Annotated in this window: 20 protein-coding genes; 12 read left to right on the top strand and 8 right to left on the bottom strand. The window is 51.7% G+C overall.

The genetic code is table 11. The annotated features are described in order from the left end of the window. Nucleotides 1-5: 5 nt before the first annotated feature. The 4 genes from PaeBR_RS18570 to PaeBR_RS18555 are packed head-to-tail and all read right to left on the bottom strand — an operon-like array spanning nucleotide 6 to nucleotide 5,060. The gene (locus PaeBR_RS18570; RefSeq protein WP_410511997.1) at nucleotides 6-1,139 is read right to left on the bottom strand and encodes a YheC/YheD family protein; all 1,134 of its coding nucleotides are present in this window, start codon (nucleotides 1,137-1,139) and stop codon (nucleotides 6-8) included. Further along, nucleotides 1,136-2,509, bottom strand: coding sequence for a YheC/YheD family protein (locus PaeBR_RS18565; RefSeq protein ID WP_410511996.1), 1,374 nt, complete (start codon nucleotides 2,507-2,509; stop codon nucleotides 1,136-1,138). Before PaeBR_RS18565 ends, PaeBR_RS18570 begins: the two co-directional genes overlap by 4 nt. After that, a complete protein-coding gene (locus tag PaeBR_RS18560; protein ID WP_410511995.1) occupies nucleotides 2,510-3,682 on the bottom strand; it encodes a YheC/YheD family protein in 1,173 nt (390 codons plus the stop codon). 10 nt (nucleotides 3,683-3,692) lie between these two features. Next, on the bottom strand, nucleotides 3,693-5,060 hold the full coding sequence (locus PaeBR_RS18555; RefSeq protein ID WP_410511994.1) for a YheC/YheD family protein: 1,368 nt from the start codon (nucleotides 5,058-5,060) through the stop codon (nucleotides 3,693-3,695). Nucleotides 5,061-5,218: 158 nt separating this feature from the next. Here PaeBR_RS18555 and PaeBR_RS18550 point away from each other — a divergent pair, with 158 nt between their 5' ends. Beyond that, nucleotides 5,219-5,566 carry a YlbF family regulator gene (locus PaeBR_RS18550; RefSeq protein WP_410511993.1) on the top strand — a complete coding sequence of 116 codons (348 nt, stop codon included), beginning with the start codon at nucleotides 5,219-5,221 and terminating at the stop codon, nucleotides 5,564-5,566. A gap of 479 nt (nucleotides 5,567-6,045) precedes the next feature. Here PaeBR_RS18550 and PaeBR_RS18545 read toward each other — a convergent pair whose 3' ends face one another. Beyond that, entirely contained in the window at nucleotides 6,046-6,621 is a 576-nt protein-coding gene (locus PaeBR_RS18545) for a hypothetical protein (protein ID WP_410511992.1), read from the bottom strand. 168 nt (nucleotides 6,622-6,789) lie between these two features. On the opposite strand from PaeBR_RS18545, the gene PaeBR_RS18540 reads away from it, so the two are divergent. Further along, nucleotides 6,790-7,074 carry a hypothetical protein gene (locus tag PaeBR_RS18540; RefSeq protein WP_410511991.1) on the top strand — a complete coding sequence of 95 codons (285 nt, stop codon included), beginning with the start codon at nucleotides 6,790-6,792 and terminating at the stop codon, nucleotides 7,072-7,074. 101 nt (nucleotides 7,075-7,175) lie between these two features. Next, on the top strand, nucleotides 7,176-8,507 hold the full coding sequence (locus PaeBR_RS18535) for a DRTGG domain-containing protein (protein ID WP_410511990.1): 1,332 nt from the start codon (nucleotides 7,176-7,178) through the stop codon (nucleotides 8,505-8,507). Between the two features lie 110 nt (nucleotides 8,508-8,617). On the opposite strand, the gene PaeBR_RS18530 is transcribed toward PaeBR_RS18535, so the two are convergent. From PaeBR_RS18530 to PaeBR_RS18520, 3 genes are all read right to left on the bottom strand, one after another. Then, nucleotides 8,618-8,914 carry a YtpI family protein gene (locus PaeBR_RS18530; protein WP_410511989.1) on the bottom strand — a complete coding sequence of 99 codons (297 nt, stop codon included), beginning with the start codon at nucleotides 8,912-8,914 and terminating at the stop codon, nucleotides 8,618-8,620. A 74-nt stretch (nucleotides 8,915-8,988) separates the two neighbouring features. Then, on the bottom strand, nucleotides 8,989-9,492 hold the full coding sequence (locus PaeBR_RS18525; RefSeq protein ID WP_410511988.1) for a hypothetical protein: 504 nt from the start codon (nucleotides 9,490-9,492) through the stop codon (nucleotides 8,989-8,991). A gap of 4 nt (nucleotides 9,493-9,496) precedes the next feature. Beyond that, nucleotides 9,497-9,820 (bottom strand): YtrH family sporulation protein, encoded by a 324-nt coding sequence (locus PaeBR_RS18520; protein ID WP_410511987.1) that lies wholly within the window; start codon nucleotides 9,818-9,820, stop codon nucleotides 9,497-9,499. A gap of 149 nt (nucleotides 9,821-9,969) precedes the next feature. On the opposite strand from PaeBR_RS18520, the gene PaeBR_RS18515 reads away from it, so the two are divergent. The 9 genes from PaeBR_RS18515 (at nucleotide 9,970) to PaeBR_RS18475 (ending at nucleotide 20,564) form a co-directional block, all read left to right on the top strand. Further along, nucleotides 9,970-13,644, top strand: coding sequence for a DNA polymerase III subunit alpha (locus PaeBR_RS18515; protein WP_410511986.1), 3,675 nt, complete (start codon nucleotides 9,970-9,972; stop codon nucleotides 13,642-13,644). A gap of 67 nt (nucleotides 13,645-13,711) precedes the next feature. Continuing rightward, nucleotides 13,712-14,200, top strand: coding sequence for a phosphatidylglycerophosphatase A (locus tag PaeBR_RS18510; protein ID WP_410511985.1), 489 nt, complete (start codon nucleotides 13,712-13,714; stop codon nucleotides 14,198-14,200). 160 nt (nucleotides 14,201-14,360) lie between these two features. Further along, nucleotides 14,361-14,549 carry a glutamate decarboxylase gene (locus tag PaeBR_RS18505; RefSeq protein ID WP_410515236.1) on the top strand — a complete coding sequence of 63 codons (189 nt, stop codon included), beginning with the start codon at nucleotides 14,361-14,363 and terminating at the stop codon, nucleotides 14,547-14,549. A gap of 75 nt (nucleotides 14,550-14,624) precedes the next feature. Beyond that, on the top strand, nucleotides 14,625-15,518 hold the full coding sequence (gene accD / locus PaeBR_RS18500) for an acetyl-CoA carboxylase, carboxyltransferase subunit beta (protein ID WP_410511984.1): 894 nt from the start codon (nucleotides 14,625-14,627) through the stop codon (nucleotides 15,516-15,518). A gap of 1 nt (nucleotide 15,519) precedes the next feature. Beyond that, the gene (locus tag PaeBR_RS18495; protein ID WP_410511983.1) at nucleotides 15,520-16,521 is read left to right on the top strand and encodes an acetyl-CoA carboxylase carboxyltransferase subunit alpha; all 1,002 of its coding nucleotides are present in this window, start codon (nucleotides 15,520-15,522) and stop codon (nucleotides 16,519-16,521) included. Nucleotides 16,522-16,850: 329 nt separating this feature from the next. Further along, nucleotides 16,851-18,275: a pyruvate kinase gene (pyk, locus tag PaeBR_RS18490; RefSeq protein WP_410511982.1), complete on the top strand. Its 1,425-nt coding sequence runs from the start codon at nucleotides 16,851-16,853 to the stop codon at nucleotides 18,273-18,275. Nucleotides 18,276-18,462: 187 nt separating this feature from the next. Then, nucleotides 18,463-19,638 (top strand): MFS transporter, encoded by a 1,176-nt coding sequence (locus PaeBR_RS18485; RefSeq protein WP_410511981.1) that lies wholly within the window; start codon nucleotides 18,463-18,465, stop codon nucleotides 19,636-19,638. 48 nt (nucleotides 19,639-19,686) lie between these two features. Continuing rightward, nucleotides 19,687-20,169, top strand: coding sequence for an acyl-CoA thioesterase (locus PaeBR_RS18480; protein WP_410511980.1), 483 nt, complete (start codon nucleotides 19,687-19,689; stop codon nucleotides 20,167-20,169). Then, nucleotides 20,166-20,564, top strand: a complete 399-nt coding sequence (locus tag PaeBR_RS18475) for an FxsA family protein (RefSeq protein ID WP_410511979.1) — start codon at nucleotides 20,166-20,168, stop codon at nucleotides 20,562-20,564. Before PaeBR_RS18480 ends, PaeBR_RS18475 begins: the two co-directional genes overlap by 4 nt. Nucleotides 20,565-20,641 lie beyond the last annotated feature (77 nt).

Below are 20,641 nucleotides of genomic sequence, written 5' to 3'. Positions count from 1 at the left end.
GATTGTCACTTCCTTGATGGGGTTTCCAGTTTGGATTGAAGAGCCAAATGCTGACTATATTGAAAGATGCGTTCCAATGAAAGCTTGCGTATGGCCGGTTCATCGAATTTCATGGGCCGGGAATTTGCCTCGAAAAACCACAAACCACCGTTCTTGTCGACACCGAGGTCCATAGACATTTCTCCGAGCGCATACTCGGAAGCCCGTTCAATTTGTCTTGCAACCAGCAGTGCAGTCGTAGGAACGCTCCTGAGAATAGCGGCTGTCTTTTCACTGCCGAATGTTCCCTCCAGCATATTCCTCGGTTCCTCAATACTGCCTCCGCGAGGGACATGGGTGGTGATGCTGCGTACTCCGGCCAGGCGGGCCCCAATACCGGTTACGCCCCAACCGCCCCGACCGTTTTTTTGCAGCAGCACACGAAGGTCAAACGGCCGTCCCCGGTGAGTGGCCAGCTCAATCGCTTGCTGTACGATGTAGAGGTCGTCACCCTTTTCCTTCTCGATACGCGTCCACAGCCGATCCAAAGAGGCAGCCTTGTAGGTCAGATTTTTTTTGAGGCCCTGGATTTGCAGACGGTAAGGCAGAACCGCATCACCCCGGTAATTGAGCCGCATAATACCTTTCCCGGCCTTGCCGTTCTCGGGCTTGAGATACAGACTGTCATGATTCTTCAGCATGGAGGCAAGCGTTCGGGAGCTGCGGAGCCGTTTCGTATGCGGCACGTGTCTGGAGGTTGCGCGCGAACCCTTCAGCCATTCAAATAAACTCCATTTATTAAAAAAATACGGGTTATACAGCACAATGTCCTGATGCTCCAGACATTGTGCTATTTTGCGTGCGACAGGGCCCTTTTCTTCCTCTTCCCGGGTTGGAATCCGGTTATAAATGATTTGCGGAAGGGGTAATGGAATACGATGCCAGAGCTTGCCGACAGGGGCCGGAACGTAGCCGTTAACTATCCGTGACTCCAGCTTGAGATCGCGGACTGTAACCACATATACAAGGTACCCCAGCTCCTTGCCGGTCCGGATGATATCCCGGAAATTGCTGCGGTTTCCGCAGAATTTCCGTTCTCTGTCACTTGTCGTCAGAATGGCGATGACCGGCTTGCTGTCGTCAGGGAAGCGGGCGTTCACGTCTCATCCCTCCTGCGGAATTTGCTGAGATACAGGCAGTGCTCCAGAATGTGCTCGACGGAAGCCTTGCCCTCAGCACGCAGCGAAGGGTGACGGAAGATGGATCGTCCCGGTTTGGCGTTGGCCTCGAACATCCAGATGTCTTCATCCTGATCTATGCCAAGGTCAAATCCGATTTCACCGAGTAAATGCCTGTGCTGAATCTCCAGCGATTCTGCCAGCTTGACGGCTGTTCCTTTGGCCCGCAGCAGCACTTCATCGGCTCTCGCACCGAAGACACGGCCCAGCGCCTGCTGTGGGGTGAGCAGAGAGCCGCCGTTTTTCAGATGTGTGGTAACGCTGCCGCGACCGGCCTTTTTGGCGCCTATCCCGACAACAACCCACTGATTGCTTCCGTTCTTATGCATATGGAACCTGAAATCAATCGGGCAGGCGTCGATCTCAATGAGCCGGATGCCCTGCTGAGCAATATAATTGTGCAGGCTTCGGCCGTGACGGGACTGCAGCATGCGCATCAGACTGTCGAAGCTGGCGAAGCGCAGCAGTACATTTTTTCCGTTCCGGCGGTAACGGGCAAAATAGCCCTTTTTCGGTAAGTAGGTCAGCCGATATATACCGTGTCCCAGAGAGCCTGCTGAAGGTTTGTAATAAACGAAATGATGCCGGTCCAGCATATCTCTCATTTTGTCGGGTGTGGGATTACTTTGCGTTTCAGGCACATAACGGTTCGCTGCGCTGTCATTCTCCAGCAGCCGGTAGATATCGGACTTGTTGAAGAAGCTCCAGTTGAAAAATGGAATTTTTTTGCGCAAAAAACGCTCACGCAGCTGATTAATATAAGGTGATGTCTCAGCCCGCCGGCTGGGCAGACGATTATAGACGACATCCGGCAGCGGAATCATTTTGCGTTCGAATTTGCCGCTTTCGCTCAGAAAATATCCGTATACCTGCTCCTGCTGCCAGTCGATGTCGCGCGGCATGAACGCGAAAATATAGCACATATTGCTGCCTTCACGCAGTAATTGCTTGATAAAGCCCGTGCGGGAGCCGAAAGGTTGGGTGGAGTTACCCGGTCCATCTGATAATACGCCTACCAACGGTCCAAGCTGAACCTCGTCGTTCTGCAGATTCCGCAAATAAATACCGCCTGTTTTGGGGACTTTTATTGCACTTTTGACGCCCGAGGCCAGGAACATATGCTTTCCGGCTCGTTTGATCGGTTTAATCAGCGCCGGAATAGTGTCCTTCCCAAGCCGCAGCCTTATGTTTTTCTTCCCGGACAGCTTCAGGCTTTTCATCAACGCACCCGATACATATACGACTCTTTGGGGCTGCTTGGTGAAATGCACATTGCAAAAAGTGAGACTCATTTATGAATCCTCCTTAGGAACCATTGTTATCATTCTCCCGGGTACACCGGAGCTGCCTCCGGACAATGCTGGAACACGTCGGTTGGTAAGCAGCAGATGGCGTGCATAACGCAGGGGATTCTCAATTGCGAGCTTTTCAGCCCTGTGGTCGCCCGTCAGCCGGAAGACGGTGCGTCCCGGCTTGGAGTTCGCTTCCAGCAGCGTAATCCGGCCGCCGCCGTCAATGCCGAAGTCAAGACCCAGCTCGCCGAGTCTGCCGCATGCGGCCTCCAGCAGAGGCGGTAGGAGTGCTGCATCTTCGACAAGCTGCGCCATAATATATTTGCCTGCTTTGCCGTATTCCTCTTGCAGAAAGGGCAGAACCGGGATTGCTGTGCCGCCGCCGTGCAGATTGGAGGTAAGCGAGCCACAGGTACCAAGACGTACGGCCATACCGGTACGTTCCCAGAGACCACGGCCGTTTTTTTGCATCAATACGCGTACATCGAACGGCTGGCCGCTTCGGCTGGTAAGCTGAAGATAAGGCTGCATAAGATAGCGGCGCGGGCCGATAAAACGGTCAATCCAGTCCAAGCCCTCTTTCTGATCGTTGAAATTATGGTGAAATGGAACGTTATCCCTGTCCCGCCCTCTAACGCTTACGCCCAGTACACCATTGCGCTTTAGGGTATGCAGGGTACGTTTACCATGTGTTCCCGCCAGAGGCTTCAGGAAGACGCCGTACTCTCTCTCAGCGAGCATATCGCTAAGGTGGCGGCTTCCGGTATAGAGTCTCGTATCAGTCAGCAATGCTGCTGCTCTGCTGCTGCGCTTCAATATTTCATGCACACCCCATTTATCGGGTAGTCCGCGTGACCAGGGCAGGGCCATCGGAAGTGCAGTTAATGCGGCGGCGGCAGCAATTCTTTCCTTCTTGCTTCCATAAAAGCATCGATTGTACACAATATCCGGGGGGGAGGTTTCTGTTGAAATCCATTCACCGTTCCTCCACTTCAAACCGGTCACCCTTTTCCCGACTTCTCTCACTCCGTCCGGTTGAAAAATAGTGACATTAAGATCAAAGAGCGGGGCCAACCGGCATAAATGGCTGTAGAAGCTTGACTCTGAGATCGAGGGACTCCCGTTTCTGCGGCATGTCATGATGCCAAGCAACCCCAGTGCAGCTTCAGTCATGATGTCCTCCTTATAAGCCGGCCAGATAACGGCAATACAAGACCATTTGCTTGACGGACGGCCTTATTTTTTGATCGTTGAGTGGAGTATTATCATTCTTGGATGGCTTGGAGTTAACCTCAAGCAGCCAGATTCGGCCGGATTGGTCCAGCGCCAGGTCAATACCAAGCTCACCGAAATGGGCGGGAATATAGGTTTCTATTCCACGCGCGATCGCCAGTGCCGCCCGGGGAAGTCCCAAATGGACGCTTTCCTTCACGGAATGTGGAAGACTGCTTTTGCCAACAGCTTCTCGTACTGTACTAAGGCTTCCGCCCCGGGCCAAATTCGAGACAAAATGGTTATTTCCGGCGGTACGTGCGACGATGGAAGTGACGCCCCATTTGCCGCTGTTATTCTTTTGCACAAGAGCCCGGAAATCAACCGGCCGCTTCCCCAGCTCCATTAGGGGGAGACCCTGCTGAATCTGGTAGCGGGTGCTTTTCATCTTCAGAGCGATAGCCTGGAACAGCTTTGCCAGACTGGGATAGCTTTGCTTGCGCGTGCCGAGCGGAGTGGTGGACAGCAGCCGGTAGCTGCCGCCTTCTTCCCTTGAAATACGCAGGATGCCCTTGCCAAGGCTGCCGCGTATAGGCTTCAGGAATACAACCGGATGATGGCTGCACATCTTTTTGAGCACGGCGTACCCGCTTAGAAGATGCGACTCCGGCAAGTACCGCTGCAGCGTGGCATCCGGCCTCAGCGCTTCGAACACCTCTGTTTTATCGAGAAACTTTTCGTTGAAGAAATGAGTGCCGTACCGAGATTTTACATCGGCCAAAAAATGCTGTACGCTAGGTTTGTTCTCCATTTTCCGCGAGGTAAGCCGATTATTGATGACATCGGCTATCGGAAGGTTCAGCTTCCGCCAGCCCTCCTCGTATACCCAGCCTTGTATGGAGGAACTGCGGGATTCCAGCGCTTCAGGCGTAAAGAAATATACATATGCGCCCTGTGTACGGCAGGCATTAGTCAATTCCCGGCAGAACATAGTGATCTGGCCGAACACTCTTTCGGGTGTATCCGCATGGTCGCGGCTTACGAGAACTCCAATCAGCGGACCAAGCCGCAGGATGCGGCTTCCTGAGCTGTATGAGACGTTCAGCGTATGACGGAACTTCCAGCCGGTCCGCCGTGCCAGATCTTCGCTGACGCGCAGGCTGTCGGATTTAGGAACCGGAACGACGGTAACCTCCTGCCGGAAAGAACCGAAGGCCAGATGGAGCGGTACATGTGCCGGAATTTTGAGTCTTTTCATGGACCGGTCGCCAAGCATGATGACATTTTCTTGCAGGATGCCCGATTGGATGGCTTGGACCGGGATCTTAAGCTTAGACATCGTGAATCTCCTTCCGGTAGGCAGCTTGATGCCGGCAATTTGCTAACTAGGGTTACATATCATTCATCATATGGAGACATCTGACCCTTGGTGATTGACCCAATTTCTAAAAAGACGTTGCGATTTCTAATATTCGCCCGGAAAAAGGAGGAATTATAATGAACGTATATGACAAAGCACATGAATTGGCAAAGGCCATCAAAAAGAGCAGTGAAGTAGCTGATATAACCAGTGCGATGAAACTGGTCGATGCCGATCCGGAAAGCAAGCGGATGCTGGATAATTTCCGCCAGAGCCAGATGGAGCTGCAGCAGCGGATGATGAGTGGAGAGATGCCTCCGCAGGAGGAAATGGAGAAGATGGAGAAGCTGTTCGAGGTGCTGAATCTGAATCTCGGCATCCGCCGTCTGTTCGAAGCGGAGCGCCGTTTGAGCGTTGTCATTGAGGACGTGAACAAAATTATTTCGGAAAGTCTGCAGCACCTGTATGGTGCCGACGTTCAGTAGCAGCTCTCACAATAAAAAAGGGGTCCCTCAAAAGCCATGCAAATGGCTGCTGGAACTCCCTTGCTTTTGAGCAAGACTTCAATGGGTTTTCTGTGCGGACGCTGCGTGAATGGATCGTTGCTCCAATCGCTGTTTTGTCCAGATTTATTCATTTTACTGAACGCAAAGAAACCTCTCTTTGGCAAAATGGAAGTTACCACCAACCATTTCAAAGCAGAGGTTTCTTTGTGTATACCATTTTATATTTCGTGGTTAAAATATGGGTTCCGCTGAAAGCAGCGGAGAGGACGGAACGATTGCGGAGAAGCGATAGCGTTCGCCTTTGTATCCGGATTTTTACCGCTAAGGGAAAATTAAAAAAATCTGGATACAACAGCGATTGGAGCAACGTTTCGTTCGCGGAGCGTCCGCATAGAACATCCGCCTATAGTTTACTCGAAAATAAAGGACCTTTTTCATAGAATTGTTGTGAACATCGCCTACTCCTGCTTACCCTCCACCGCGCAAAGGAGAATACCTGCCGCAAGCCCCAGACGGCGGTCAAACCGCTGGTTAGGGTCACCGGAGAAATCGACGCTGATTTTGGTCACGAACGGGTTGAAATTTTGCTTGAAGGTAGTGATGGTTTGCCCTCCCAGTTCGGCATTGTAGCTCTGTGGAATCAGGTTGATGAAGCGCCGAAGCAACGCCATTAGCAGGTTGTCCTCCGCAATTTTTCCGATTTCAACATCATTAGGGTCCAGAATAACCCACTCATCTTTCAGAATGGATTTGAGGCCTTTACGGCGAAGGGCGCCAACATGCTCCCCCGTGACCGAATCCTTAACATCATAAGTGGCGGAAAAGTCAATCATACGGCGGGCCTGAATGCGCAGAAGCTCCTTATTCATGTCCTCATCCGTGTACAAGGAGATATCCTCTTTCAGCTTGAAAGCTTTCATTTGTGAGTAGAGAACCAGATTTTCCGCACGATCATAGATATGAATTTTAGCGCCGAGGATGGAGAATACTTTTTTTCGGATTACATAATGGGTCTGATTATATGCTTGTGTCACTCTGCAATCGCCTCCCTAGAATGTCGCCATCATCTCATAAAATTGTTCGATTTACCATACTTAGCTATACCATAGGAAGCTGTTTTTTATCCAAAGACTTGTCTCATATTTATAGCTCCGTGCTCATAGAGTAGAGATATAGATTCTGTATATGAAGGAGCTGTCCTAATGAAAAAAAGAAACAAGTTCAAGCATGTTGTCTACCTTCTGATGGCGCTGTCCATGCTGCTCTATGCTCTGCCCAGGCTGTCACCTGGAAATGAGCCGGGTTGGGTTTTCGGATTCGGCGTGATATGGTGTGCTTTCGCTTTTCTGGTTATTGCAGCGCATTTGCATTTCATTATTGGTGTGGATGAGGAAAAGTCCAAACGGCTGGAGGCTGTCCGCAAGGCCAAGCTGAATGAGTGGCAGAGCAAGTGGACAGAGGAAGGACGGGTTACACAACGATCCTGAATTCTCTCCTGTAACCGCGATTCAAACGATTGCGAATACCCCCGAAACCAGTTAATATATAAGTACAGAATAGTACAGTTCGGAGCCCGGGGGTGTAACAGTTGGAGAGTCAAGGAGATGCAATTACTAAGCACGAGCAGCTGCTGCAGCATATAGAAAGTCTGAAGGTTGGGACGAAGATTTCCGTCCGGAAGCTGGCCAAGGAAATATTCGTTAGTGAAGGTACAGCTTACCGGGCGGTTAAGGAAGCAGAGAATCTGGGGATCGTCATTACGAAGGAGCGGATCGGCACAGTCCGCGTGGAGAAGAAGCCCAGAAATATATCCGAACAGCTCACCTTCGGTGATGTCGTTGACATCGTTGAAGGGCATGTGCTGGGCGGAGTGAATGGCTTAGGCAAGCATCTCCATAAATATGTAATCGGGGCGATGAAAGTAGATGCCATGATCCGCTATATCGATGCAGACAGCCTGCTGATCGTAGGTAACCGTGAGGATGTGCACTCGCTTGCGCTGGAGCAGGGAGCGGGTGTTCTTGTTACAGGCGGATTTGGGACAAGCCGTGAGGTGAAGGCTCTGGCAGATCAGCTGGATTTGCCTGTCATCTCATCGCGCCATGATACCTTTACAGTGGCTTCAATGATTAACCGGGCGATTTTTGACCGGCTGATCAAGAAGAAAATTATGCTGGTAGAGGATATTGTAGAGAGCAAACGTCTGAATACACTAAAAATTTCCAGCACCGTGCTTGAGCTGCGGAAGCTGGCTCTGGATAGCGGGGAACAGCGTTTTCCCGTTACAGATGAATGGAACCGTGTCATCGGCATTGTCGGCCGCCGTGATGTGGAGTCCTTGACGGAAGGACAGAGCATTGAGAAGGCCATGATCCGCAATCCGATTACGGCCGGTCTTCAGACCTCGCTGGCTTCGGCGGCCCAGATTATGATGTGGGAAGGCATTGACTTCCTGCCCATTGTGGACCGTAATCGCAAGCTGGTCGGCAGCCTGACCCGTAAGGAGGTGCTGCAAAGCCTGCGTGACGTCCGCAACCAGCCTCAACTGGGCGAGACTTTTGATCATCTCATGTGGAACGGCTTTGCGGAGGAACGGGACGATGAAGGGCGGCTGTTTTTCCACGGCTTCATTACACCGCAGATGGCGACAGACCTCGGGACGATTTCCGAGGGTGTGCTGTCCACGCTGATGACGCTTTCGGCGTTTAAAGCGGCCAAGGATATTACAGGGAACGATTACGTGCTAGATAACATGTCTACCTATTTTGTGCGTCCCGTGCAAATCGAGGATTCGGTCATTGTAATGCCGAAGCTGCTGGAAAGCAGCCGCCGTACCTGCAAGCTGGAAATTGAGATTACCCACCTGGAGACCTTGGTCGCCAAGTCCGTAATGATGCTGCAATCGATAGATCATCCGTAAGCGCCCACCCAAGTGCCCGCGTACCATCCTACGCAAAAAACCAGGGGGTGTCCCAGCAGCCATTTCATGGCTTTTGGGACACCCCCTTTAGCTTATATCCGTTGCTTGATCTAATTCTTCAACCGGCTGTAATATCCATGGCTGCGCAGACCCGAAAAAATATTAAAAGCACCCATGACGAGGAAGGCCGCTTCCACAATGATATTGAGAGTAGAGCCTTGAAAGAGAAACATGGACATAAGGGCCAGAGTCACGAGCATAGCCCCCATCATTACATTCATGATTGAACGCTTCTTCCCCTTATCCAGAGGATCGGCGGCACGTCGGGAGGCAGTGCTGAAATAGGCGGCGCCGACAACAAAAACCACCAGCAGGATAAACAGTAAATACTTGATAATCATAACCATGGAGAGGCCGCTCCTTTAAAAATCTCTGCTAAATGAGAGAGAGTATACTTGCACGTATTGTAACACGATTATACTCAGCTGCGTTTGTAAGGATTGATCTCCACCCAAATTTGCAGAACGCCCTCCATGACGAGCATGGTCCGGATAGTTACTGTGTATTCCTTGTCGCGGACAATATATATTTTACCGTCCAGCAGAAGTCGGGCCATCTTACTGTCGGTATCGATATCGAATACGCTGCGGCCCCGCAACGGTGTGAGGTCGGAGCTCATTTTACTAATAATCTCTTTGACGGTTACAGGATTAAGGGAAGAAGCTTCCTCCTTCTCCTTAGCCTCTTCAGCACGGATTTTGATCTGACGGATCACGGTTGAAGTTTTGTTATATTTCTTCAGTGTCAGTATATCCTTCTCATACTGCTCAATCTGTACGCGCAGATCCTGATTATTCAGCCACAGCACATTATATCCCATGTGGTAAATGGCATTGTAGACTATGCTTCCCACGACCATACCAAGCACAAATACCGCGGAAATCTGGGAAAAGCGACGAAAGCGCTGAAAAGGCGGCATCCTCATTGTCCTACCCCCTGCCGCACACCCATTTGACGAGCTCACTGCCCATATGTGCTCCCAGGAAGGCGAATACGAGATACATGATTTGCTTGATTGCCGGCGAGAGATTCCCTCCCAGCATGTTGCTCTCAATGACCCGCATAGGATCAATGGTGCCGCCAACAGCAGCGGCCAGAGCCCAAATCTTGATCCGGTCAGCCACGTCCAGCATGGTCTGGGACGGCGGCTGCAAAGAAACTACGGCACCGATTCCCCCGAGCATGGCTCCGCCGAGGACAATCCCGAAGGCGATGAAGAAATCAAGGACGGCTTTGCTCAAAAACAGATTCATAAAGTCATTGCCCCTTTCCGGACGCGGCTGAAGCTAAAGGTCTGCCTGTCCCTGTGCTCTCTATCCATTCTATGGGCGCGTCCCCCCCTAATATGATAAAATAGTTACATCTTATGTCCAGAGTTTTTGAAGGAAAGGAAGTGGGATTAATGAGCCCTTTCGTGCATCTGCATGTGCACAGTGAATACAGTTTACTGGATGGGGCGGCACGTATCACCGATCTTGTGCGCAGGGCCGGCGAATATGGCATGAAGTCGCTGGCATTAACGGATCATGGGGTTATGTACGGGGCCATCCCTTTTTATAAAGCTTGTAAAGAGAAGGGCATCAAGCCCATTATTGGCTGCGAAGCCTATTTGACCGCAGGCTCACGCCGCGAGAGGGGCAGTCGAAAAGACCAGCCTATCTATCACCTGATTCTGCTTGCCAAGAATGAAACCGGCTACAGGAATCTGATGAAGCTGATCTCTATCGGCCACCTGGAGGGGCAGCATTATAAGCCGCGCATTGATATGGATGCCCTTGCGTCTCACTCGGAGGGGATAATCTGTCTAAGCGCCTGTCTTGGCGGAGAGGTCCCGCAGCATTTGCTGCATGGACGCGATGAGGAAGCACGGAAGTCAGCGCTGCGCTACAAGGAGATTTTTGGAGAAGACTTTTATCTGGAGCTGCAGGATCATGGAATGCCGGAGCAAAAGAGAGTGAATCCGAAGCTGATTGCCCTGGCTGCAGAATGTGATATTCCGCTTGTGGCAACCAATGATGTGCATTATTTATCCGAGGAAGACGCTGAAGTGCAGGATGTGCTGATCTGCATCGGAACCGGAAAGACGGTAGACGATGAGGAGCGCTTCAAGATAGGAACCAATCAGCTGTTTATGAAAAGCGGCGAGGAGATGGCTGCCCTGTTCCCGCATGTGCCGCAGGCGCTGGAGAACAGTCACATTATTGCGGAGAAATGTAATCTGGAGCTGGAATTCGGAAAGCATATCCTGCCTGCCTATGCACCGCTTCCGGAGGGCATGGATTCCGCTGCCTATCTGCGTGAGCTGTGCCGGCGCGGCTTGGAGGAACGTTACATAGACACGCCGCTATGGGCTTCACCTTCACAGCGGGAGAATGCGGAGAAACGGCTGGCTTACGAGCTGGATGTTATCGAGAATATGGGCTTCTGCGATTATTTTCTGATCGTGTGGGATTTCATCGCCTATTGCCATCGACAGGGTATCGCTACCGGGCCCGGGCGTGGCTCTTCGGCAGGCAGCCTTACCGCATATACATTGCGCATTACCAATGTGGACCCGCTTAAGTACAATCTTTTGTTCGAGCGTTTCCTTAACCCGCAACGGATCACGATGCCTGATATTGATATCGACTTCAGTGATGAGCGCCGTGAAGAAGTCATCGGGTATGTTGTGGATAAGTACGGGAATGAACATGTGGCGCAGATTATTACGTTTGGAACCATGGCGGCGCGGGCTGCAGTGCGTGATGTGGGTCGGGCCATGAACCTGCCCTACGGCGAAGTCGATAAAGCGGCCAAGCTTATACCAGGACAGCTTGGGATCAGCATTGCCCGGGCGCTGGAGAGCAGCCCGGAGCTGAAGGCTTTGTATGAAGGCAATCCGAAGACGAGAGCCCTGCTCGATATGGCTATGAAGGTAGAGGGAATGCCGCGGCATGCTTCGACACATGCTGCAGGCGTGGTGATTTCGAAAGGGCCGTTGACCGATGCTGTCCCGCTGCAGGAGGGCAACGAGAGTACGGCGCTGACCCAGTATTCCATGGAGCATCTGGAGAGCGTGGGTCTGCTCAAGATGGATTTCCTGGGGCTGCGTACCTTGTCCATTATCGAGCGGACTATGAAATGGATCAGGGATATAACCGGTGAAATCCCTGATTTCCGGGTCATTCCCGACAATGATGAAGCAACTTATGAGATGCTTGGAGCCGGAGAGACCACGGGTGTATTCCAGCTGGAGTCGGCAGGCATACGGCGCGTTCTGAAGGATATGAAGCCGAACGTCTTTGAAGACATCATATCCGTACTTGCTTTGTACCGCCCGGGTCCGATGGAGTTTATCCCCAAGTATATTCAGGGCAAGCATGGCCAGGTGGAAGTGGAGTATCCGCATCCCGATCTGAAACCGATCCTGTCCGATACGTATGGCATCATCGTCTATCAGGAGCAGATCATGCAAATCGCCTCCCTGATGGCCGGCTTCTCGCTTGGCGAAGCGGATTTGCTCCGCCGGGCCGTATCCAAGAAAAAGCGCGAGACGCTGGACAAGGAGCGGAGCCATTTTGTCGAGGGCAGCCTGAAGCAGGGCTATAGCGAAGGAGATGCAAATGCCGTTTATGATATGATTGTGCGCTTTGCCGATTACGGCTTCCCGCGTGCCCATGCCGCCGCATACGGCATTTTGTCCTTCCAGACCGCTTACCTCAAAGCCCATTATCCGGTGCAGTTCATGTCCTCTATGCTCACAGCCGTGATGGGAACCCACCGCAAGGTGGCCGAGTATGTGCTGGAATGCCGGCGGATGGGCATCCGTGTACTTCCGCCGGATGTGAACGAAAGCCGAGTGCTGTTCACCCCGGTTACGGGTGAGGAAGCAGGGCATATCCGTTTCGGGCTGGCTGCGGTCAAGAACGTAGGTACGCTGGCTGTAGAAAATATTATGGCGGTGCGGCAGGAGCGGCCATTCGACAGTCTGCTCGATTTCTGCCGCAGGGTGGATCTGCGGGTATGCAACAAGCGCGTGGTGGAATCGCTGCTTCAGGCCGGAGCTTTTGATGGTCTGCCGGGCCACCGGGCGCAGCTTCTGGCTATGCTGGATGAGACGGTTGATGCTGCTGTCAAATGGCGCAAGGAGCGGGATGAGCTGCAAATCCAGCTGTTCGACGATCTTGTAGAGACTCCGAACTGGGAAATCCGCTACCCGGATATCCCGAAATTTACGGGAGGGCAGCAGCTTGAAATGGAGCGTGAACTGCTCGGCCTGTATCTGTCGGGCCATCCGCTGGATGACAGCGCCGAACTGCTGGAGGAGAACGGGCTGCAGCGGCTGATGGATCTGGGCGAGGTCCCGGATGAGAGCCAGACCGTAACAGCGGGCATGGTTGTATCCATCAAGGAAATTACGACAAAACAAGGCAAAGCCATGGCTTTTGTCGAATGGGAGGATCAAATCGAGCGCTGCGAGGTCGTGCTGTTCCCCGAGGTCTGGAAACGCAGCCGGAGTCTGGTTGAGAAAGGGGCGCTGCTGGCACTGCGCGCCAAGGTACAGCAGGGCGACGAAGGCTTCAAGCTGCTGGCGGAGGAAGTGGCACCGATAGGCGCAGATACGCTGCGGGGCCTGCTTCAGCGGCGCAGCGCAGCGGCGTCCCGTCCGCCGGGCGGGAGCCGCAGCACAGCCGCAGGCGGAGCCGACAGCGCTGGCCGTCCGGCAGCGGGGAAATCCGCCCCGCTGCCGGCTGCAGCGCCGCGACGGCCCGCATCGGCGGGCGTCGCCGCTCCAGACGCCGCGCGGCAAGCCGTGGCGCCGGCGGAGTTGCCGCCCCGGCACCCGAAGGCGCCGGGCGTCAGCGGGCCCGGCCAGCGCGCGTTTATCAAGATCACGCCGCAATCCGAGAATCCCGCTCTGCTGTCGCGCCTGAAGGAGCTGCTGCAGACCCATCCGGGAACTGTAGCCACCTTGTTGTTCTATGAACGCGATCAGAAGCTGCTCGCACTCAGCGACAGCTACCGGATCAAGCCCTCCCAGGAACTGTTTGCTGAGATCGAGGAGATGCTGGGAGCAGGTACAGTAAGAATAAAATAAGAACATTTCGTCTTCTTTTCGCATACATTAGGAAACCACGGACACCAAGTGCGGAAAGGGGAATTTTATGTCATATCAAATGGCGGCAGATCTGCTGGAACGCAGGGGAGTTAAAATTTCATCCATCGCTGAGATCGTATACATTTTACAATCGGCTTATTATTCGAATTTAACCGAAGAGGAATGTGTAACGAGCGTCAAGGCTGTTCTGGGCAAGAGAGAGGTGCAGTACACGCTGATGACGGGAATCGCGTTGGATGAACTCGCGGAGAAGGGGCTGCTGCCGCAGCCGCTGCAGGCGGTCTTGGAAGCGGATGAATCGCTTTATGGTGCCGATGAAACCTTGGCGCTGGGAATTACCGGAGTATATGGGATGATCGGGCTGACAGGCTTCGGTTATCTGGATAAAATAAAGCTGGGCATTATCGGCAAATTGAACGACGATAAGAACAGTATCCATGTCTTTCTTGATGATCTAGTTGCAGGTGTGGCCGCTGCCGCTTCCGCCCGGATTGCGCACCGGCATGAAGGTGCCAAGGTCTATCCTCATTACTAGGATAGGACGTAATCTGGCGGTCCGTTTTGCCTAAGATGAGGCTTATCCCCGTCTTGAACCTCCTTATCTCTCCTGTTGCGGGAAAAAAGAAAACTGTGTTATCATGATTCCATTATACGGGATACGGCTGGGAATTAAGATTGGGGAGGCCTTGCAGGGCATGTGGACGGTAATATATATCGCTCCGACCGCCAGAGTGGCGGATATGATTAAGAACAGGTTGACGGAAGAAGGCTTTTTGGTAGAATGCCGTCCGATCAATATGTCCAAGCAGCAATTTGAAATTCTGGTTCCTTCTGGAGAGCTTGAGGAAGTGCAGGAAGTCCTTAATCTCATCCTGCATCCCTGATTTACACATACGTAGAGCAGTCATGACAGCAGTAAGCTGCATAACGCAAAATAAACGGCTGAAGAGGTGCGCCCCTTGTTCAAAGATTTATTTCAGAAAAAACGAAAGTACGCGACTATTCCTTCAGAGCGTGTGGAGCGGAGCGGCGGACCGTTAGATGGGGAACGCCCCAAACGGGAGATCCCGGAAGGACTTATGAGTAAATGCAGTAAATGCAGTACGATCCAGTACAGCAAGGAGCTGGAAAAGAATTTGAAGGTTTGTCCGTCCTGCGGCCATCACATGCGCCTGAACGCTGCCGAGCGTATCGCGATGACCCTCGACGCAGAAGGATTTATCGAGTTCGACAGCGAGATGACGTCTGTCGATCCGCTGCAATTCCCCGGCTATGCCTCCAAACTGGAGCAGCAGCAGCTTAAATCCGGACAGCCTGATGCTGTGGTAACAGGCCAGGGAAGCATCGGAGGTCATCCGGTGATCGTAGCCGTTATGAACTTTGAGTTTTTCTCGGGCAGTATGGGCTCGGTGGTAGGGGAGAAGATTACCCGCGCTGTTGAGGAAGCAACCGAGAAGGGACTGCCGCTGCTCATATTCTCAACCTCAGGCGGGGCGAGAATGCAGGAAAGCATATTGAGCCTGATGCAGATGGCGAAGACAAGCGCGGCGCTGGCCCGTTTCAACGAAGCGGGAGGGCTGTATATTTCAGTAATTACAGATCCGACTACGGGTGGCGTTTCCGCGAGCTTTGCAAGCCTGGGTGATATCAATATTGCGGAACCTGGAGCGGTATTCGGCTTCGCGGGACGGATCGTTATAGAACAGACGATTCGCCAGAAGCTGCCCGATGACTTTCAGACCGCTGAGTTCAACCTGCAGCACGGTCAGCTGGATCTGGTGGTACACCGCAAGGAAATGCGTTCGACACTGACCAAAATTTTGGAACTGCATGACGTGAAAGGGGGATTTTAGGATGGCAGGAGAGTTGCCTTTTGAAATGCCTCTGGTTGAAATGCGCAAGAAAATAGCCGAGCTGAAGCAGTTCGGAGATGAAAAGGGAATTGATTTCAGCGATGAGGTTGCCCGTCTGGAAGAGCGCTACCGCGTGCTGGAGGAGGAGGTCTATTCGAATATCTCTCCCTCGCAGAAAATGCACCTGGCCCGGCATCATGGCCGTCCGACGTCCCTGGATCTCATGGGACTGATTTTCACTGATTTTATTGAGCTGCACGGGGACCGTATGTTTGGAGACGATCTTGCTGTTGTAGGCGGTATCGGCAAGCTGAACGGAATGCCCGTTACAGTTATCGGCCAGCAGCGCGGCAAGGATACGAAGGAGAATATCTTGCGTTTCTTCGGCAGCGCACACCCCGAGGGCTTCCGTAAGGCGCTGCGTTTGATGCAGCAGGCGGACAAGTTCAAACGCCCGATTGTAACCTTTATCGATACAAAAGGCGCTTATCCCGGCAATACGGCTGAAGAGAGAGGCCAGTCCGAAGCGATAGCCCGCAATTTACGGGACATGTCGCAGCTTGGGGTTCCGGTCATTTGCGTGGTTATCGGTGAAGGCGGCAGCGGCGGAGCGCTGGCAATGGCTGTCGGCAACCGTGTTCTGATGCTGGAGCATGCGATCTATTCCGTTATCTCCCCCAATGGTGCTGCCTCCATTCTGTGGAAGGATGCAGGCCGGGCGGATCAGGCGGCAGAGGCGATGAAGATTACAGCGTCTGATCTGCTGGAGATGGAAGTGATCGAGGAGATCGTGCCGGAGCCCAGAGGTGGAGCGCATCGGGATTATGAAGCGACAGCGGCAGCTATCAAGGAAGCGGTCTGGCGTCATTTACAGGATCTTTCCGTGCTTGATTCCGCTGCTCTGAAAGAGGACAGGTATCTTAAATTCCGCAAAATCGGCAAGTTTTCCGAAGGGCAGCAGGAAATAATCTCCCCGGAGGCAGCGCTGCTGATCGAGGAATAAAACCCGTTATCATTTGCACTTTAGAACATATATCTATACTTGTCCAACCTGATTTGAGGGTATTGGTCATGTTATCATTTTTTCCGTTCAAATAATCCCGGAGTAATGCCGGGGTTATTTTTATTTTACGGGACATACAGAAAATTCGACGTTTTTTCACATCAAAAGGTCGCTAGAACATTGATTTTGTGTCCCACTTGCAGTAATATTCATAAGGGCGCAGTCATTGATGTATGTGACAAAGTTCCTATGAGAATGCTTAATGTTATAGTAGATTTTACAGTTGGAAAAAGTGAGACAGAGAGAACGAAAAAACGGAGGAAAACTTAATGCGGAAAAGTAAAATTGTATGTACGATTGGTCCTGCTAGTGAATCGTTGGAGAACATCAAAAAATTGATTTTGGCTGGTATGAATGTGGCTCGTCTGAACTTCTCGCACGGTGATTTCGTGGAGCATGGCGACCGGATCAAAACGATCCGTCAGGCCTCTAAAGAGCTGAACAAAACAGTTGCAATCCTGCTTGATACCAAAGGACCTGAGATTCGCACAGGCAAGCTTGAAGTAGAACCAATTGAACTGGTTCAGGATGAGTACCTGACATTGACTACGGAAGAAATCCTTGGCGACCAAAACCGTATCTCGATTACGTACAGCGACCTTCCTAATGACGTTCAAGTAGGCTCCACCATCCTTATCGATGACGGCCTGATTGGTTTGACAGTAGTCGACGTTCAAGGCACGGAAATCAAGACCCGTATTGTAAACGGCGGTACGATCAAGAGCAAAAAAGGCGTTAACGTACCAGGAGTACATATCTCCCTGCCGGGTATTACGGAAAAAGACACCAACGACATTCTTTTCGGGATCGAACAGGACATCGATTTTATCGCCGCTTCCTTCGTTCGTAAAGCTAGCGACGTTCTCGAAATTCGTGCGTTGCTGGAGAAAAACAATGCTGCACACATTCAAATTATTTCCAAAATCGAAAACCAGCAAGGTGTTGACAACCTTGATGAAATATTAGCGGTTTCCGATGGCCTGATGGTTGCCCGTGGTGATCTCGGTGTGGAAATTCCGGCTGAAGATGTGCCTTTGGCGCAAAAGCTGATGATTCAAAAATGTAACATTGCCGGTAAGCCAGTTATTACAGCAACACAAATGCTGGATTCCATGCAGCGCAACCCGCGTCCTACCCGCGCTGAAGCGAGTGACGTAGCTAACGCTATTTTTGACGGCACAGATGCAATCATGCTCTCCGGCGAGACAGCTGCCGGTAAATACCCGGTTGAATCGGTACTTACCATGTCCCGTATTGCCGAGAAAGCTGAGTCTGCTCTGAACCACCGTGAAATTTTCATGAAGCAGCAAATCGCACAAGAAACTACAGTTACTGAAGCAATCAGCCAATCTGTTGCCATTTCTGCACTGGATCTGAACGCTAAGGCTATCATCTCTTCGACTGTAACAGGCCACACTGCACGCGTAGTTTCCAAATACCGTCCGAAATCGCCGATCATTGCGGTTACGACACAAGAAAGAACCATGCGTCAATTGGCTCTGGTATGGGGCGTAACTCCGGTTCATGGCCTTGAGGCTTCTTCTACGGACGAGCTTCTTGAGACAGCTATCAAAGGCGGAGTTGATTCCGGTCTGGTTAAAGGCGGCGATCTTGTCGTTATTACTGCTGGAATTCCGCTGGGACGTTCCGGTTCCACCAACCTGGTTAAAGTAGCGCAAATCCCGAACGAGTAATTTCCTCGGGGGGGCGTATATTTCCTTATTTATGATCTATCAAAAAGCAATGGGGTATAACTCACCCATTGCTTTTTCTTTATGGCATTGAACGTTTCAAAGGATCGGGTTATGCTAATCTTAAGATGCAGAATGGTGAGGAATGAGTGTTTTGTCAATATTAGGATGGAGAGGACATCAAGCACAAATGAAAAAACTACTGAAGCTGCGCGGATTTTATCTGTTTTTAGGGTTAGCCGGCGGTTCGTTCGGTCCTTATCTAACCTTACTGCTCGTCGATAATGGATTAGACAGCGGCCAGATCGGAATGCTAATGGCAATCGGAACACTTATTGCGATTGTCATTCAGCCCATATGGGGTATTATTTCCGACCGGTATAATTGGACACGCATGGTGCTGATTTTAAGTGTGGCTGTTCCGGCGCTACTTGCTGTCTTTTACCGGTCTGAATATTTCATTGTGCTCATGCTGGTCTTCACGCTGTCGACAATCTTCTCGTCTACACAGGCCCCTATCGCCGATTCTTACGCAATAGCAGCGGCAAGGAAGGCAGGCTCCACCTACGGAAGCATTCGGCTGATGCTAAGTATTGGAGCGGCTCTAGGAGCCTATGCAGGGGGAATCTATGTATCAGCGTTCTCGGTATCTACCATCTGGATGCCCTTTCTGTTCTTTAACCTATTAGCAGTTATTATTGCGCTAACTCTGCCGAAACAGGCTGAGGAGAATCACATGATGAGCCAATCCTTTGCTCAAGGTGTGCGGCAGCTGATCAAGAATCGTGTATTTCTGGCGTTCCTTGGCGGCAGCTTTCTCGTGAACCAGACGATGACGGCTTTCGGCACGTATTTTGTACTCGCTTTCCAGTCTGTCGGAGGATCGACCCAATATGCGGGGATTGCCCTGTTCATTGCATCCATTACCAACGTTCCCTCAATGCTGCTTGCTTCGAAAGTCATCAAAAAGCTGGGGAGAGAGCGCACGTTGCTGATCGGTGCCCTTATCTATGTTTTGCGATGGGGGATCCAGGTCGCTTTCCCGTATCCTTCGGTGATGATCGGTGTGCAGGTGCTGCATGGCCTGTCCTTCGGTCTGTTTTATATTTCGGCGGTGGAATACGTCTCCCAGATTACCTCGGCGGATATGCAGGCTACAGGACAAAGTATTTTTAATATGGTGTTCTCCGGCTTTGCGGGGATTCTCGGTAACTTGCTGAACGGATTTCTGCTCAACCAAGGCGGTGTAAACGCCATGAATCTTTCCTGTGTGCTGAGTTCTGCTGCGGGAGCAATCCTGCTTGTATATGTAGCGCGAAGCTCCAGCCGGAAACTGCCGGTATTAACTAGCGAAGTCGGCGCCTGATTTAATCCCTTGCCGGCCTCGATTTATGAAAAATAGGGGGCATTTTCTATGGGTTCACGCAACCTGAATCTCTCCAGCAGCTGGTATGCTACGGCCTTTCGGGTCCGGTATCAGGAAAGCGACCAAATGGGTGTCGTGTACCATGCCAATTATTTGAACTGGTTCGAAAGCGGACGTACGGAGTTGCTGCGCCAGCTGGGGTTCACTTACCGTGAGATGGAGAACAGCGGGGTATTGCTGCCCGTGACCGCAGCGGATTTGCAATTTAAAAGTCCGGCGCGATATGATGATCTTGTCGCTGTATATGCGCGCCTTACCACCTTTTCAGCGCTGAGAGTCATCTTTGAATATGAGGTGCGGCGGCTTTCGGAGGAAGAGAGCGGCCTTACATCTGATGAGCTGCTGGTTACCGGTTCTACGAGCCATGTCTGGCTGAACAGGGAATGGAAGCCTGCAAGGCTGGACCGGACTCTTCCGGAGCTGTTTCAGGCTATAACAAGGGCGCTGCGGGAAGAAGGAGGAGCAGTATGATAAGGAGCAAATGGCTGTGGGCGGCTTTATTTTTGGTCCCGGCCGTGGAATTATTCGGTTTTATCTTGGTTTCAAACTACCTGGGAGCACCAAAAACCCTGCTGCTCTTATTGTTCACTTCAGTTATTGGCTTACTGATGATGCGCTTCGAAGGCAAGAAGGTATTGCAGGACAGCAGACTGCAGATGCAGGAGGGCCGGGTGCCCGGACGGACGATGCTGGATGGCTTGTGTATTTTCTTCGGCGGTTTGCTGTTGATTCTGCCGGGGTTCGTTACCGATATGATCGGGTTTACTTTGGTCTTTCCGCTGACACGGCCTATTTACCGGGGAGTTCTGCTGAAATGGATCGAGAAAAAAATGAAAAACGGCACGTTTACGTTTTATCGGCGCTAGAAACGGAGCAGACCGGTATGCAGGAAACAGAAATAAGAGCGGGATCTGTCGCTGAAGACGGACCCTGCTCTTTTTGC

Origin of the sequence: Paenibacillus sp. BR2-3 (assembly GCF_046529485.1) — a bacterium.
In the GTDB taxonomy this organism is placed as follows: domain Bacteria; phylum Bacillota; class Bacilli; order Paenibacillales; family Paenibacillaceae; genus Paenibacillus_AQ.
Note: the sequence above shows the minus strand (reverse complement) of the source record. Positions and strands in the feature narration are given on the sequence as shown.